The sequence below is a fragment of the Luedemannella helvata genome (assembly GCF_039528415.1).
Taxonomy (GTDB): domain Bacteria; phylum Actinomycetota; class Actinomycetes; order Mycobacteriales; family Micromonosporaceae; genus Luedemannella; species Luedemannella helvata.
Genome location: NZ_BAAALS010000004.1, coordinates 161,610 through 176,469 on the forward strand (window position 1 = coordinate 161,610; position 14,860 = coordinate 176,469).

Genomic DNA, 14,860 nt, shown 5'->3' on the forward strand with positions numbered 1-14,860 from the left:
CGGGGGAGTGAACAGACATGACTGAGACAGCTGAGAAGAAGTCCGACCAACAGCAGCAGCAGTCCAAGGGCGAGATCGAGCGGGCGCGCAACACGACCGTGGCACGCCCCAGCGGCGCGTCGTTGGTCACGGAGGGCGGGCGGACGCAGATCGCCGACGCGGTCGTCGCCAAGATCGCCGGTCTGGCCGCGCGGTCCATTCCGGGCGTGCACTCCATGGGCAGCGGCATGGCGCGCCGTATAGGACAGATCAAGTCGCTCGTGCCCGGCAGCAGCGGGCCCGCCGCGGGCGCGACGCAGGGGGTCGCGGTCGAGGTCGGCGAGCGTCAGGCCGCGATCGATCTGGACATCGTCACCTGGTACGGCCAGAGCATCGTCGATGTCAGCGACGCCGTACGCCAGGCTGTCTCCGGGCAGGTGGAGGGCATGACCGGCCTGGAGGTCGTCGAGGTGAACATCAGCGTCGACGACATCTTCGTCGAGTCAGAGGGCGACGAAGAGCAGTCGCAGCGGGTCAAATGACCACCCGGGCGCCCATGCGCCGCGAGGACCTGGTCCGCGCGATCGCCGACGCGGTCGAGCACGTGCCGGGGGTGGCGCGGCTGCATCCCGGCACCATTGTGGAGGCGGCCACCTACTACGCGGGCGGCAAGCTCGTCGGGGTGCGTCTCGCCGACCCCGTGGAGATCCACATCGAGGCCGACCGCGTACCGCTGCCGCCGGTGACGGCCGACGTGGTCGCCGCGGCGCGCAAGGTACTCGCGGCGGCGGGCGACGACCGGCAGGTCACCGTCGTCGTCGACGAGGTGGCCGAGGCGGCGCTGGAGCGCCGACAACCCTGACGGGGAGGTGCCATGCGGACGGCGAACCGGATCGGCGCGCTGCTCCTGGGCCTCGTGCTGTTCGCCGGCGGGCTTCTCGTGGCGGTCGAGGCCGTGTCCGTCGCCGTGCGCGGCGAGGGCTGGCCCCTGCCGTTGCACGGCGTGTTCGACACCCTGACCACCACGACGGCGGGGGACCAGAGCTTCCTGATCGTGTCCATCGCGGTCGGCGTGGTCGGCCTGATCATCTTTTTGTCGCAGGTACGCCCGTGGGCGCCGAACCTGGTCGCCGTCAACGCGGCCCGGTCGGACGGGACATGGTGGATGGCCCGGCGCTCCGTCGAGCGGCGGATGGCCTCGGCCGCCAACGACGTCACGGGTGTCCAGCAGGCGCGCGCCCACGTGCGCGGCGGCCGGCGGAAGTGGCGGGTCACGATCGCGGGGCGGGGGCCCGCCGACCAGCGCGACGCCGTGACTGAGGCCGTCCAGCGCGAGCTGGGCCGACTTGACGCCCCGGCGGACACGGGCCTGAGCGTGCGACTGCGACCGGGGAGGGTGGCATGAACGCGGGCAACCGGGCACTGTGGATCGTCGTGTCGCTGCTGCTCATCGGGCTTGGCGTGCTTGGCGTGCTGGCGCACTACGGCCGGCTGCCGGGCACCGACCCGAGCCTGCCGCTGCTGTCGCCGGACGTGCGCGACTGGTGGAACTCGTGGGACGTCTGGGCGACCGTCGCGGCGGTCGCGGTCGGACTGATCCTGGCCGTACTTGGAGTGATGCTGATGCGCGCACAGTTGCGCCGGCGCGGCCGCGCCGACATGCCGGACCTGAAAATGCCCGCGGAACGGGGCGCCCTCGCGACCACCGCACCGTCGACCCCGCCGTCGACCGGACCGGCGCAACCGCTGGTAGGTGCCGCGCCGACCGCACCGCCCCCCGCGCCGGCCGTGCCGGGCGGCGCGCACGGCGGTGACGGCGGTGTGATGGGCGGCGCCCGGTCGAGGCCGGTACCCGGGACCCTCCGGGTGGAGGCGGGCGCGCTACGCCACGCGCTGACCGCCGACCTGCGTCACCAGCGCGGCGTGGAGGGCGCGGACGTGCGGCTCACCGGCCACGCCGACGACCCGCACCTACGGGTGTGGCTCACGATCGACCCGAACGCCGACCTGACCGACCTGCGCGAGCGCGTCGTCGCGGTCGTCGACCGGTTCACGGTGACCGCGGGCCGCCCGGCGATGGTGGACGAGGTGACCGTACGGGTGCCCAACCGGGCGCCGGCCCGGGTGCGCTGAGCGTCACCAGCTGCCGCCCCCGCCGCCGCCGGCGCCGCCGCCGGAGAACCCGCCGCCGCCCGAGAAGCCCGACGAGCCGCTGCTCGCCGGCACGGACGCGATCGTGCCGGAGGTCGTCGTCGTGAAGCTGCCGATGCTCGTGTTGAAGGCCGCCAGGTTCCAGCCCGCCAGGCCCCCGTACCAGTACAGGCCTGGCGTGCCGTCCGGTCCCGCGGTGGTCAGGTCGAGGTCGGCGAAGATGCTCGCCCACCGCTCGGCCAGCCCGAATACCATGGCGTACGGCAGGAACGTCGAGAAGATCTGCACCTTCTCCTGGAACTTGAGCTGCTCCACCTCGGCGGTGGCGATGTAGAGCCGCAGGCCCTTCACCCGCTCGAGCATGGCGCTGCCCTTGCCCGTGCGGGCGGGGAACCAGAAGGACGCCACGAACAGCGCGATCGCCCCGACGACGAGGCCCAGCCCGACCAGGCCCAGGCCGAGGAACACCGCGAGCAGCACCATCGCCGCGATCGACAGCAGCAGGACGAGGAAGGCGACGATGGACGCGACTGTGCGCGTCTGATCGGGGCTCACCCGGTACCACCCCTGCGTGACCATGTCCTTGTACAACGCTTTGCGCACCTTGGACAGGTGGGTGGCGAACGTACCCTTGAGGTCGGACAGCTTGACGGTGTCGCCGTCGTCGAAGAGGGCGTCGAACAGCGACCGCTCGTACGGCAGGAACTTCGGGTCACCGTCGGTGAGCCTGGTCAGCTCCCAGTCCTTGTCCGCCAGCTCCGTGATGCGCAGGTGGCGCCGGACCGCGAAGTCGATGATCGTGGCGGTCACGTCGACGACGTGCGCCCGCTCGTCGAACAGGGTGCCCACCTGGCCGGGCCGGATGTTGTCGGGCGCGCCGAACTCAACGCTCACCGGTGGGGCGCCGATGAGCGGGCGGCGTTCCTCGACCGCGGTCTCGCCCCGCTCGGGGGTGAGGCCGGGCAGCAGGCCCACGTACCGCCGGTCGCGGCCGACCCGCCAGGCGAGCAGCAGCGCGCACGCGACGCCGAGGAGGGCGATCGCGACCCCCAGCCCGATGGTGAGCGGGGTGGCGCGGAACGCGGTGGCGAAGGAGCGGTGCGTGACGAGGATCGGCGTCGTGGCCGCGACCGAGCCGACGGGCAGCGCGACCACGATCGACAGGCCCTCGCCGGCCTCGAGGGGGCCCTGCGCGAACGTCGCCGTGGTCCCGTCGATGCTGGACCTGTCACAGGGCAGCCGGCTGCCGGTCTCCCCGGCGTAGCAGGCGATCTTCGTGATCGGGGCCGGCGCGGTGACCGTGGCCGTGGCGGCCGCGACGGGCACGTCCCACTCGCTGCCGACGGCGTTCCAGTACAGCTCGATGTGGTCGTCGAAGTCGTTGAGCGCGCCACGCACGTGGTAACGCAGGACGTACGTGTGCGCGCCCCGGATCGTCTCGTCCGGGTCGCCGATCTTGAAGATCTCGTACCCGTCCGCCGAGTCGCGCGCGACCTCGGCCGCCCTGCCGTCCATCGTGACGGTCAGGTCGCTGATCGGGTAGACACGGTCGTGGCCGTCGTCGTAGCGGAACTTGGCCGGGATGCGGCGGATGATGCCGTGCCGGTCGTTCGCGCCGAAGTCGTACCCGATCGTCTCGGTGACGTCCAGCGAGGCGTCCGGGTTGATCACGATCGTCGTGGCGTACCCGGTGATTCTCTCGCCGTCGGCCGCGGCGGCGGGTGACGCCAGCGCCACCGCGCCCGCCAGCGCCGCGAGCAGGGTGAGCGCGAGTATCCGTCCACGTGTCAGCACACGCACACAGTAGCCAGGGCGGTCTCGTCGGCCGGGTCGCGGTGGGAACCGTCAGGCCCGGGCGTCGTCGCCGGCTTCCGCGCGTCGCGCGCGGGCCCGGCGCTTGCCCTCGTGCATGGCCGCGACCCGGGCGATCGGGATGTCGCGCCCCTCGGCGATCAGCCCCGCGTCGAGCGGCTGCGGCCCGGGCATCGTCTCGGCCCAGCGGTCCGTGCCGCCGAGGAGGTCGGGCACGGTGCGCATGGTGAAGTCCGCCGGGGCGATGCCGTCGAGGTCGTCCCACGCGACCGGGAAGGAGACCGTGGTGCCCGGGCGCAGGCGCGGGCTGTAGACGGACACGACCGTGGCGCCACCCGAGCGGGTCGCGTCGAGGAACACCTTGCCGCCCCGGTCCTCCCGGATGAACGCCGTCGTGGCCAGCGCCGGGTCGAGCCGCTCGGCGCGCGCCGCCACCGCCCGGGTCGCGGCCGCCACCTCCTCCACGTCGGCGCCCGTCACCGGGGCGAACACGTGCACCCCCTTGGCGCCGCTCGTCTTCACCGCCGCCGCCATGCCGACCTCGGCCAGCACCTCGCGCACCAGGCGGGCGGCGCCCACGGCGGCCTGGAAACCGCCGTTCCCGGGCGGGTCGAGGTCGAGGACCAGGTGGGTCGGGTGCGGCCAGTCGGGCGCCCTGAGCAGCGTCACGTGGTATTCGACCGCCCTCTGGTTGGCGAACCACAGCAGGGTCGGCCGGTCGTTGCACAGCGCGTACACCACGTCATGGCCGGCGGACTCCGCGAACATGGTCACGCGCGGCACGCTCTCCGGGGCGTACCTGGGCAGGTTCTTCTGCATGAACGGGCGCTGACCGCGCAGCGCCCGGATCACCGACAGCGGCCTGTCGCGCAGGTGCGGCAGTAGCACGCCGCTCATCGCGTCGAGGTAGTCGACCAGGTCACGTTTGGTGGCCCGCGCGCCGTCGAACAGCGGCTGATCCAGGTTGGTCAGCCGCACCCCGTCGCGGGACTCCTCGTCCGCCATGAGGCCACCGTACGCGCCAGGGCCGACAGTCGGGCGTCGAGCAGCTGAACAGCGGCGCCGCCGTGGCGGCGACGACCACCATCACGGCGCGCCACCCGCGCATGTGCGCCCCTGAGGTCGGTCACCGCGCGGCCAAGCACGGCGCCCAAGATAGGCGACCGCGCCGAGCCGCGCCGCCCCGTCCACAGGTGCCACGGTTGTCCACAGATTCCGCGTCACGAGTGGCGGACAGGCCCCGCACCCTCCAACGATGGCCGCTATGTCCCGCACCCCATGCCGCCCACCCGCGTTACGCGGCCGAATGTTCCATGGGCCCACCGCCATCGCCGCCGGCCTGATCACGCAAGCCCAGCTGCGCAGTCCGGCGTGGCGCCGGCTCCTGCGCGGCGTCTACGCCGACGCCGACCTGCCCGTCACCCACGAACTGCGCTGCCGCGCGGTCGCCAGGTACGCGCTTGCGACAGGCGGGGCGCTCGCCGGGCGGTCGGCGGCGACCATCCTGGGGCCAGGATTGTCCGAGCCTCAGGATCCGGTCGAGGTCGTCGTGCCGGCGCCTGATGTCCGCTCCCGCACGAGTGAGGTGATCAATCACGTCGCCGATGTGCCGCCGGCCGACCTGTGTCAGGTCAGGGGCATGCCGGTCACCACACCGCTGCGCACCTGCTGGGACCTGGGACGCTGGCTGCCCGTAACGGACGCCGTCGTTCTGGTAGACAGGTTCCTCCAGTCGGGCCTCGTCACGGCACCTGAGTTGGCGGCCTACGCGGCGCGTCGCAAGGGCTTGCATGGTGCGGCGCGATTCGCCAGCGTTTCGTCCCTTGTGGACGGCCGTGCCGAGTCTCCGCAGGAGAGCCGCCTGCGGGTCGCCCTGGTGCTCGCTGGTCTGCCGATTCCGCAGGTGCAATGGAAGATCCACGACGCGGCCGGATTTGTGGCACGGGTGGACCTTGCCTACCCGGCGTGGCGCATCGCGATTGAGTACGACGGTGTCTGGCATGCCAACGCTGACCAACTCAGTCGCGACCGTCGACGCCTCAATCGCCTCCAGGCCGCAGGCTGGCTGGTCATCCACGTGACATCTGACCGCCTCCGCAACGACCTCCCGTCCCTCCTCAACGAACTCAACGGCGCGATCGCCGTGCGTCGCTGAGCGCATGCCGCGTTATGGACGCACACCAACGAAATGCAGGGGGTCCGTTCGGTACTTATGGACGCACACCGACAGCCGAACCCGCAGGCGTTAGTTGCCCAGGAGGACGCCTAGGGCGCAGCAGAGGATCAGGGCCAGGAGCGGGACGCCGAAGAGGGCGAGCATCGCGACCAGGCCCGGGTTCTTGACCGGCTGCAGCCCGATCGCGCCGTTCATGAAGTTGATGAACGGCGGCGCGTAGTAGACCGGCGGGGCGGGCGCCGTGCGGTTGTCGACCGTGATCTCGGCCTTGCCGTACTGCCAGATCCATGGCATGTGGATGCGGATGTGGTGCACGCCCGGGTAGGCCGGGATGACGTTCTCGCCCCACGTCAGCGGAACGGGGTGGCCGTTGATCTCGGCGCGTGGGGTCACCCAGGACCCGAGGGGGATCGACTTCGTGTGAATCGTGAGACCGGTCGCGGGGTTGGTCATGACGCTGGACCGTAGCAGTCGTTATCCGGTCATTGGGGTCGGCCGTCCCAACAACCGAGCTATTATTGATCATCGTCCATGTGCTGGGAAGCGTCGGGCGGTCGCATGCGATCGAACGTATGTTCGATGACATCGGACCTGGAGGGGGTGGTGGCATGCGGGTGCCACGATGGATGCACGGCGTCGAGCTGTGGCGCACCGGTGTGGCGGTGCGGCGCGACTGGCCCGACGGCAGTCATGATCTGTTCGGCTGGGCGCCGCTCGGCGCCGATCTGGGCGCGGCGATCCGCGCGGACCGCAAGCGGTGGCGTCGTGGCCTGCTCCGGCCGGCGGCGCACGCCGTGGTGAGCCTGAGTGCCAGGGACTTCCTGCTGCACGGCGAGCGGGACGGCTGCCGGGCGCCGGACTGCCCGACGGGCGAGGAGGTCGCGGTGCCACGCCAGAAAGCCGAACATAGCCGACAATAGGGACATGAGTTTTGTGGAGCGCCTGCTGGCGTGCTGGGAGGAGCCGATCGAGGGCCGGGCCGACCCGGAAGCGGACTTCGGCGCCCTCTATCACGACCCGGTAACCGTGAACGGAGTGGCCACGCCCGTCGCCGACCTCGTGCGACGGGCGCGGGCCCTCCAGAAGGCCCTGGAAGGGCGCCGGACGCGCATCGTGCACTGCGTGGAGGCCGGCCGTGCCATCGTGGTCGGCTTCACGCTCACCGGCCGGCACGTCGGCCCCTTCCCGTCGGCGCTCGGTATGGTGCCGGCGACCGGTGTGGAGATCACCGTGCGGGCCACGGACATCCTCACGATGGTCGACGGCCGGGTCAAGGACATCTGGGTGATCTCGGACGACCTCGCCGTGCTGACCCAGATGAACGCCGTACAGCTGACGGTCTAGCGGTCCGGTTCGCGCCGCAGCGGCGCGCGGCCCGGCGGCTGGTGCGGCGTGGGCCCGGGCCGGCCGAGCGGCGGCACGGGCAGGGTCACCGGCTCCGCGCAGGTGACGACCACGTCCTGCGCGTAGTGCCGCAGCGACAGGCTGGCCTCGTCGTGCCCGTCGCGCAGGGCGTACGTGGTCTCGTGCGGGCGCACGTCGACCCGTAGGCGCAGGCCCCGCCAGCGCAGCGAGAACTCCAGGCGCTCCAGGCGGCTGGGCAGCCGGGGCGCGAACGACAGCACGCCGTCGTGGTCGCGCATGCCGCCCAGCCCGGCCACCAGCGCCAGCCACGTGCCGGCCAGCGAGGCCATGTGCACCCCGTCGCGGGTGTTCTGCGCGAGGTCGCGCAGGTCCATCATGGCCGCCTCGCCGATGTAGTCGTGCGCCAGTTCCAGGTGTCCCACCTCGGCGGCGAGGATCGCCTCCGTGCACGCCGACAGCGACGAGTCGCGCACCGTACGCGCCTCGTAGTAGGCGAAGTTGCGCGCCTTCTGCGCGGGCGTGAACGCGTGCCCGCGCCAGTGCATGGCCAGCACCAGGTCGGGCTGCTTGATGACCTGGCAGCGGTACAGGTCGAAGTACGGGTGCGACAGCAGCAGCGGGTACTGCTCCGGCGGGGTGTCGGCGAAGTCCCACTCCTGCAGCCGGGTGAACCCCTCCGACTGCTGGTGCACGTCGAGCTCGTGGTCGTACGGGACCGTCATGGCCGCGGCGGCGTCCCGCCACGAGGCGGTCTCCTCATCGTCGACACCCAGCTCGCGGGCCACGTCCGGGTACCGCACCGCCGCCTCGGCGGCCTCGATCAGGTTCCGCTGCGCCATCAGGTTCGTGTAGACGTTGTCGCGGACCACGGCCGTGTACTCGTCCGGGCCGGTGACGCCGTCGATGTGGAAGCGGCCGTGCAGGTCGTGGTGGCCGAGCGAGCGCCACAGCCGGGCCGTCTCGACGAGCAGCTCGACCCCGGCCGCGCGGGCGAAGTCGTGATCCTCGGTCGCGTTCACGTACCGGACGGTGGCCTCGGCGATGCCGGCGCTGATGTGGAACGCCGCCGTGCCGGCCGGCCAGTACCCGGAGCACTCCTCGCCGTGGATCGTGCGCCACGGGAACGCGGCCCCGGCCAGGCGCAGCTGGCCGGCGCGCTCGCGGGCGAGGTCCAGCGTGTCGTGGCGCCACCGCAGCGCGTGCGCGACCGTGTCCGGCTGCGTGTACGTGAGCATGGGCAGGACGAACATCTCGCTGTCCCAGAACGCGTGCCCGTCGTAGCCGGGGCCGGTGAGACCCTTCGCGGAGATCGGCCGCCGCTCGGCCCGGGCGCCGGCCTGCAGCACGTGGAACAGCCCGAAGCGCACGGCCTGCTGCACCTCGGCGTCGCCCTCGACGACCACGTCGGCCGCGTCCCAGAACGTGTCCAGGTAGGTCCGCTGCTCCGCGAGCAGCCCGTCCCAGCCCACGTACCGGGCGGCGGTCGCGGCCGCGAGCACCTGATCGCGCAGGGCCGGCAGCGACCGCACCGCCGACCACCCGTACGAGATGATTTTCACGAGCCGCAGGCGTTCGCCCGGCCGCAGCTGGCAGGCGATCGTGGTCCGGGCCCAGTCGGGCAGGCTCTCCGTCTCGGTCTCGATCTTCTCCGCGCCGCTGACCTTGTGTTCCATGGCCGCGGCCAGGCGCAGCCCGCTGGCCTTCGTCCGGTGGATGAGCACCCCGCGCCCGTTCTGGGTGAGGTGCTCCTCGGCGGCCAGCGGCGCGTCCAGGACGGCGGCGACCCGGGGGTCCTTGCGGGTGGGCGGCAGTTGCTCGTTGGCGACCAGCTCCGACTGGACGATCAGGCGCAGCGACTGGTTGTCGACGGCCTCCACCTCGTAGCAGATCGCGGCGATCGCCCGTTGCGTGAACGACACGAGCCGGGTGCTGCGCACGCGCACGGTCCGCCCGGCGGGCGAGGACCACTCCATCGTGCGTTCCAGGGTGCCGGCGCGCAGGTCCAGCACCCGCTCGTGGGACAGCAGCTCGCCGTAGCGCACGTCGAGCGGCTCGTCGTCGACGAGCAGCCGGATGGGCTTGCCGTTGGTGACGTTGACGATCGTCTGTCCGGACTCGGGGAACCCGTACCCGGCCTCCGCGTGCGGCAGCGGCCGTAGCTCGTAGAAGGAGTTGAGGTACGTGCCGGGCAGCCCGTGCGGCTCGCCCTCGTCGAGGTTGCCGCGCAGCCCGACATGACCGTTGGCCAGCGCGAAGACCGACTCCGACTGGGCGAGCAGGTCGAGGTTGAGCGTGGTCTCCCGCACGTGCCACGGCTCCACCGGGAACTCCAGGTCACTGATCACGTCGCACGCCCTCCCACGGGTCGTAGTCCGATTCGAGGGGCTCCTGCGCCGGCCGCAACGGCTCGGGCACGTGCTGCAGGTTGACCCGGATGCGGGTCCAGGTGCTGCTGCGCCCGCGCATCGAGTCCACGAGCACGTCCGCGGGCCGCAGCAGCTTCACGACCTCCGGGTGGCGGGCCTTCCAGCGGTCCAGCCCGGCCATCGCGGTGTCGACGTCGGCCGCGCGCGCGATCTCGACCAGTGGCATCCTCGACTGCCGTCGCCCGGTCGGCCTGATCGCGTCGCCCGCGGCCGGGGGCGGTCCGGTCCGCGACGGCGCCTTCGTACGGGTCGGCGCGGGCTCCTTCATCCCGGCCGCCTTCTGCGCCTTGGCCAACGCGAGCAGGGAGTCGAGGGGACCGGGGGAGGCGTCGAGCTCCGCGGCCGGGTCACCGATCGCCGCGAACCGCCCCGGGACCGTGTGGACGGTGTAGTCGCCCGGATCGCACGTCGGCACCTCCTCCCAGGTCAGCGGGGCGCTGACCCGGGCGTCCGGGGTGGGGCGCAGGGAGTACGCCGAGGCGGTCGTGCGGTCCTTGGCGTTCTGGTTGTAGTCGATGAAGACCCCGTGGCGGTCCTCTTTCCACCACTCGGCCGTGGCGATGTCGGGCGCCCGCCGGGCGACCTCGCGGGCCAGCGCCAACCCGGCCGTACGTACCTGGGTGAACGTCCAGGTGCCGGCCAGGCGCACGTAGATGTGCATGCCGCGCGAGCCGGAGGTCTTCGGGAAGCCGACCAGGCCGTGGTCGTCGAGGACCTCGCGGACCATCAGGGCCACGTCGCGGACCATGGCCCACGGCACGCCGGGCACCGGGTCGAGGTCGATGCGCAGCTCGTCGGGGTGGGCCAGGTCGTTCGCGCGTACGGCGTGCGGGTGCAGGTCGACGCAGTTGAGGTTGACCACCCAGATGAGTGCGGCCACGTCCCGTACGACGATCTCGCTGGCCACGCCCCCGGACGGGTACCGGAAGTCGACCGTCTCGATCCACTCCGGCCGGGGCTCCGGGGCCCGCTTCTGGTAGAACGGCTTGTCGTTGGTGCCCTTGACGAACCGGCGCAGCGCCATGGGCCGGCCGTCCACGCCGGCCAGCACGCCCGGCGCGACCGCGAGGAAGTACTCGACGAGGTCGCGCTTGGTCAGGCCCAGGTCCGGAAAGAGGACCTTGCCGGGGTGGGTCACGGTGACGTCGAACCCGTCGAGCTCCAGCACGAGCGGCGCGTCCTTGGCCATGGCCGCACCCTACGTCGGATCAGCGGCGACGTCTGTCAACGACTCAGCGAACCCCGGCAAAGGGCACGCTGGACGGTGCCGCGACCTCCTCGTCCGCGACCGGGTGGCGCCACAGGCCCCGCGCGCGCAGGATCGGCAGCACCCCCTCACCGAACCAGTACGCCTCCTCCAGGTGCGGGTACCCGGAGAGGATGAACTCGGTCAGGCCGAGGGCGTGGTACTCGGCGATCCGGTCGGCGACCTCGGTGTGGCTGCCCACGAGTGCCGTGCCCGCGCCGCCGCGCACCAGCCCGACGCCGGCCCACAGGTTCGGCGCGATCTCCAGGTCGTCGCGGCGGCCGCCGTGCAGCTCGACCATCCGGCGCTGGCCCTCGGACTCGCTGCGGGCAAGGCCCGCCTGCACGGCGGCGATGTCTGCCTCGCTGATGCCGTCGAGCAGCCGGCGCGCCTGCGCCCAGGCCTCCTCGGCCGTGTCGCGGGTGATGACGTGCAGCCGGATGCCGTACCGCAGTGTCCGGTCGTGGATCTCGGCCAGCCCGGCGATCCAGCTGATCTTCTTGGCCACGGCCTCCGGCGGCTCGCCCCACGTCAGGTACACGTCCGAGTGCCGGGCGGCGACCGGTCCGGCCGCCCCCGACGACCCACCGAAGTAGATCGGCGGCACCGGGTCGGGCACCCGGACCAGGCTCGCCCGCTCCACGGACACGTGCCTGCCCAGCAGGTCGACGGTCTCCCCCCGCCACAGCGCGCGGACGACCTGGAGGAACTCGTCCGCGCGGGCGTAGCGGTCGTCCTTGCCGAGGAAGTCGCCGTAGGCCCGCTGCTCGTGCGACTCGCCGCCGGTGACGACGTTGAGCAGCAGCCGCCCCCGCGAGTGCCGCTGGAACGTCGCGGCCATCTGCGCGGCCAGCGTGAGGGACAGCAGCCCCGGCCGGAACGCGACCAGGAACTTCAGCCGCTCGGTCACCTCGGTGAGCATCGCCGTGGTCAGCCAGGCGTCCTCGCACCACGCGCCCGTCGGGGTGAGCGCGCCGACGAAGCCGAGCTGTTCGGCGCTGCGCGCGATCTGGCCGAGGTAGGCCAGCGATGCCGGCCGGGCGCCGCCGGCCGCGCCGGTCGGCACGCCGTGGCCGCCGCCGACGACGTGGCGGCTGTCGCCGTTGGTGGGCAGGAACCAGTGGAAGGTCAGCGACATCGCCGGCGCCTTTCAGTGTTGGTCGGGGCTGGCCGGCACGCCGAGGCGGGCCAGCAGGGCGCGGCGCAGGCCGCCGAAGCCCGGGTCGTCGGGTGCGCGGGGATGGGGCAGCGCGACGGGCGACTCCTGCGCGATCAGGCCGTCCTCGAGGATGAGCACCCGGTCGGCCAGCAGCAGCGCCTCGTCGACGTCGTGCGTGACCAGCAGGGCGGCGAAGCGGTGCTCGGCGCGCAGCCGGTTGAACAGGGCCTGCATCTTCAGCCGGGTGAGCGCGTCCAGCGCCCCGAAGGGCTCGTCGAGCAGCAGCAGGTCCGGCTCGCGGACGAGCGCCCGCGCCACGGCGACGCGCTGCGCCTGCCCGCCGGACAGCTCGGCCGGCCAGGCCGCGCCACGCTCGGCCAGCCCCACCTCGGCCAGCGCCCGCGCGACCCGCGCCGACACATCAGTTCCGGGTACGCCCAGCGCGACGTTGGCCGCGACGCGCTTCCACGGCAGGAGGCGGTGCTCCTGGAACACCACGGCCGTGCGGCCCCGCCCGGTGACCTCGCCCGCGGCGTCGTCGTCGAGGCCGGCGAGGACGCGCAGCAGCGTGCTCTTGCCCGAGCCGCTGCCGCCCAGCAGCGCGACGACCTCGCCGGGCCGGATGGCGATGTCCACGCCGGCCAGCACGACCGTGTCGCCGAAGGCGCGCCGGATGCCCCGGCCGGTGATCAGGTCGCTGTCAAGCCGCGTCGCCATGCCAGCGCCCTCCGTTCCACGGACCGCAGGATGAGGTCGGAAGCGAGGCCGAGCAGGGCGTAGATGACCAGGCCCAGCACGACGATGTCGGTCTGGCTGAAGTCGCGCGCTTCCATGATCATGAAGCCGATGCCACGCTCGGCGTTGACCTGCTCGCCGACGACGAGGCTCAGCCAGCCGGCGCCGAAGGCCAGCCGCAGGCCAATGAAGATCGACGGTAGCGAGCCGGGCAGTACGACGTGGCGCAGCCGGTCCAGCGCCGACAGCCCGCATGAGCGGGCGGCCTCCACCAGCCGCTGGTCGATGTCGCGGATGCCGGCATAGGTGTTCAGGTAGATCGGGAAGAAGGCACCCAGCGCCACCAGCGTGACCTTCACGGACTCGCCGATGCCGATCCAGATGATGAGCAGCGGTACGAGCGCGAGGTGCGGCAGCATCCGGGCCATCTGCAGGGGCGGGTCGATCAGGTCGTCGCCGAGCCTGCTCAGCCCGGCCAGCGCACCCAGGGCGAGGCCCAGGGCCGCGCCGATGCCCAGGCCGATGCCGGCCCGGGTCAGCGACTCGAGGACGTGCTGGCCGAGACTGCCGTCGGCGGCCAGCCGCCACCCGGTCTCCAGGACCTGGCTGGGGGCCGTGAGCTTGGTCGGCGGGAGGACGCCGGCCCGGCTCGCGGCCTCCCACCCGGCGAGGATCGCCAGCGGGGTGACGGCGCGGCGCCACCGCCCGCCGGTGCCGCGCAACCGTCGGGCGGCGGCGGCGCCGGAACGGGCGCCGCCCGGCGCGCCGGGGTGGCCCGGCACGGCGGCGGTCGCGGTGACCGCCGCCGCGCCGGGCCGCTCGGTGGACGTCGACGTCGTCATCGGAACAGGTCCGAGAACCGCTCGTCGACGCGACCCTTGATGTCGACCGTGCCGGGGATGAGTTCCAGGCCGGTGAAGGCGTCCGCGATCGCCTGGAGTTCGTCGCCGATCGCGGGGCTGACCGGCGCGAGCGCCTTGGCGCTGCGGGCCAGGGCCCGGGTCGTGGTGGGCTCGTCGATCTTCAGTTCCGGCGCGAGGATCTTCGCCCGCTCGGCCGGGTTGGCGATGCCCCAGTCGGTCGTCTGCCGGTACGCGGTGAGGAACGACGTGAGCTGCTCGCCCTTGCTCTCCAGCGCGCCCGGCGCGACGAGCAGGTACTCGCGGTTGCTGGCCAGGCCGGTCGCGTCGGCGAGCACCTTCACGCCGGGCTGCTCGGCCAACGCGAAGTACGGGTCCCAGATGATCCAGGCGTCGACCTGCTTGTTGTCGAACGCCGGGCGGGCCTCGGCCGGCTTGAGGTAGGTGACCTGGACGTCGGTGTACGTCAGGTGGTGCTTCTCCAGCAGCTTGAGCAGCAGCCAGTTGACGTTGGAGCCCTTGTTGAGGGCCACCTTCTTGCCCTTGAGGTCGGCGAAGCTCTGGTACCCGTCGCTTTCGTGGACAAGGACGGCCTCGCCCTGGGGGATGGGCTCCGAGGTGCCGACGATCTTGAAATCGGTACCGCCGGCGGCGGCGAAGATCGGCGGGGCCTCGCCGGTCTGTCCGATGTCGATCGCACCGGCCTTGAGCGCCTCGGTCAGCGCCGGCCCGCTCTCGAACAGCGACCAGGTCACGCCCGGCGCGGCATTGCGGGCCTTGACCAGGCTCAGACCGCCGAAGCGCTGGTAGCCGACGCGCAACGGCGCCGGCCCGTCGGCCGATGCCGGCTCGTCGCTGCCGCAGCCGGCCAGGGCCCCGGTCGCGGTGACCAGGATCAGGCCGGCTACGGCGGCGAACAGTCTGCGGGTGTATGTCGAACGCATGGGTACT

16 protein-coding genes are annotated in these 14,860 nt (G+C 72.4%); 7 read left to right on the forward strand and 9 right to left on the reverse strand.

Features of this window, described 5'->3' with window-relative positions:
* Nucleotides 1–17 precede the first annotated feature (17 nt).
* The 4 genes from ABD191_RS05685 to ABD191_RS05700 are packed head-to-tail and all read left to right on the forward strand — an operon-like array spanning nucleotide 18 to nucleotide 2,112.
* Entirely contained in the window at nucleotides 18–521 is a 504-nt protein-coding gene (locus tag ABD191_RS05685; RefSeq protein ID WP_344077583.1) for an Asp23/Gls24 family envelope stress response protein, read from the forward strand.
* Complete coding sequence (locus tag ABD191_RS05690; RefSeq protein ID WP_344077585.1) at nucleotides 518–841, forward strand: hypothetical protein; 324 nt, start codon at nucleotides 518–520, stop codon at nucleotides 839–841. The genes ABD191_RS05685 and ABD191_RS05690 overlap by 4 nt, the downstream gene beginning before the upstream one ends.
* 12 nt (nucleotides 842–853) lie before the next feature.
* On the forward strand, nucleotides 854–1,384 hold the full coding sequence (locus ABD191_RS05695; protein WP_344077588.1) for a DUF6286 domain-containing protein: 531 nt from the start codon (nucleotides 854–856) through the stop codon (nucleotides 1,382–1,384).
* A complete protein-coding gene (locus ABD191_RS05700) occupies nucleotides 1,381–2,112 on the forward strand; it encodes a hypothetical protein (RefSeq protein ID WP_344077591.1) in 732 nt (243 codons plus the stop codon). The genes ABD191_RS05695 and ABD191_RS05700 overlap by 4 nt, the downstream gene beginning before the upstream one ends.
* Before the next feature lie 3 nt (nucleotides 2,113–2,115).
* Here the strand turns inward: ABD191_RS05700 and ABD191_RS05705 are convergent, their stop codons facing one another.
* Both ABD191_RS05705 and ABD191_RS05710 read right to left on the reverse strand, forming a co-directional pair.
* Nucleotides 2,116–3,924, reverse strand: coding sequence for a DUF2207 domain-containing protein (locus ABD191_RS05705; RefSeq protein WP_344077593.1), 1,809 nt, complete (start codon nucleotides 3,922–3,924; stop codon nucleotides 2,116–2,118).
* A 51-nt stretch (nucleotides 3,925–3,975) separates the two neighbouring features.
* Nucleotides 3,976–4,947 carry a DNA polymerase domain-containing protein gene (locus ABD191_RS05710; protein WP_344077595.1) on the reverse strand — a complete coding sequence of 324 codons (972 nt, stop codon included), beginning with the start codon at nucleotides 4,945–4,947 and terminating at the stop codon, nucleotides 3,976–3,978.
* Between the two features lie 301 nt (nucleotides 4,948–5,248).
* Between ABD191_RS05710 and ABD191_RS05715 the strand changes: the two genes are divergently transcribed.
* On the forward strand, nucleotides 5,249–6,097 hold the full coding sequence (locus tag ABD191_RS05715; RefSeq protein WP_344077597.1) for an endonuclease domain-containing protein: 849 nt from the start codon (nucleotides 5,249–5,251) through the stop codon (nucleotides 6,095–6,097).
* A 90-nt stretch (nucleotides 6,098–6,187) separates the two neighbouring features.
* Here the strand turns inward: ABD191_RS05715 and ABD191_RS05720 are convergent, their stop codons facing one another.
* Nucleotides 6,188–6,571, reverse strand: coding sequence for a hypothetical protein (locus ABD191_RS05720; protein ID WP_344077599.1), 384 nt, complete (start codon nucleotides 6,569–6,571; stop codon nucleotides 6,188–6,190).
* 155 nt (nucleotides 6,572–6,726) lie between these two features.
* On the opposite strand from ABD191_RS05720, the gene ABD191_RS05725 reads away from it, so the two are divergent.
* Both ABD191_RS05725 and ABD191_RS05730 read left to right on the forward strand, forming a co-directional pair.
* The gene (locus ABD191_RS05725; RefSeq protein ID WP_344077601.1) at nucleotides 6,727–7,038 is read left to right on the forward strand and encodes a hypothetical protein; all 312 of its coding nucleotides are present in this window, start codon (nucleotides 6,727–6,729) and stop codon (nucleotides 7,036–7,038) included.
* Nucleotides 7,039–7,042: 4 nt separating this feature from the next.
* Nucleotides 7,043–7,462, forward strand: coding sequence for an ester cyclase (locus tag ABD191_RS05730; RefSeq protein WP_344077603.1), 420 nt, complete (start codon nucleotides 7,043–7,045; stop codon nucleotides 7,460–7,462).
* Here ABD191_RS05730 and ABD191_RS05735 read toward each other — a convergent pair.
* Genes ABD191_RS05735 through ABD191_RS05760 form a run of 6 tightly spaced genes read right to left on the reverse strand, consistent with a single transcriptional unit; the run spans nucleotide 7,459 to nucleotide 14,853 of the window.
* The gene (locus tag ABD191_RS05735; RefSeq protein ID WP_344077605.1) at nucleotides 7,459–9,828 is read right to left on the reverse strand and encodes a glycoside hydrolase family 65 protein; all 2,370 of its coding nucleotides are present in this window, start codon (nucleotides 9,826–9,828) and stop codon (nucleotides 7,459–7,461) included. The two genes, ABD191_RS05730 and ABD191_RS05735, sit on opposite strands and share 4 nt — an antisense overlap.
* On the reverse strand, nucleotides 9,818–11,098 hold the full coding sequence (gene ligD, locus ABD191_RS05740; protein WP_344077608.1) for a non-homologous end-joining DNA ligase: 1,281 nt from the start codon (nucleotides 11,096–11,098) through the stop codon (nucleotides 9,818–9,820). Before ligD ends, ABD191_RS05735 begins: the two co-directional genes overlap by 11 nt.
* 43 nt (nucleotides 11,099–11,141) lie before the next feature.
* Nucleotides 11,142–12,293 (reverse strand): LLM class flavin-dependent oxidoreductase, encoded by a 1,152-nt coding sequence (locus tag ABD191_RS05745; RefSeq protein ID WP_344077611.1) that lies wholly within the window; start codon nucleotides 12,291–12,293, stop codon nucleotides 11,142–11,144.
* A gap of 12 nt (nucleotides 12,294–12,305) precedes the next feature.
* Complete coding sequence (locus ABD191_RS05750; RefSeq protein WP_344077613.1) at nucleotides 12,306–13,031, reverse strand: ABC transporter ATP-binding protein; 726 nt, start codon at nucleotides 13,029–13,031, stop codon at nucleotides 12,306–12,308.
* A complete protein-coding gene (locus tag ABD191_RS05755; protein ID WP_344077615.1) occupies nucleotides 13,004–13,891 on the reverse strand; it encodes an ABC transporter permease in 888 nt (295 codons plus the stop codon). The genes ABD191_RS05750 and ABD191_RS05755 overlap by 28 nt, the downstream gene beginning before the upstream one ends.
* Nucleotides 13,888–14,853 (reverse strand): aliphatic sulfonate ABC transporter substrate-binding protein, encoded by a 966-nt coding sequence (locus ABD191_RS05760; RefSeq protein WP_344077617.1) that lies wholly within the window; start codon nucleotides 14,851–14,853, stop codon nucleotides 13,888–13,890. The genes ABD191_RS05755 and ABD191_RS05760 overlap by 4 nt, the downstream gene beginning before the upstream one ends.
* Between the last annotated feature and the right edge of the window lie 7 nt (nucleotides 14,854–14,860).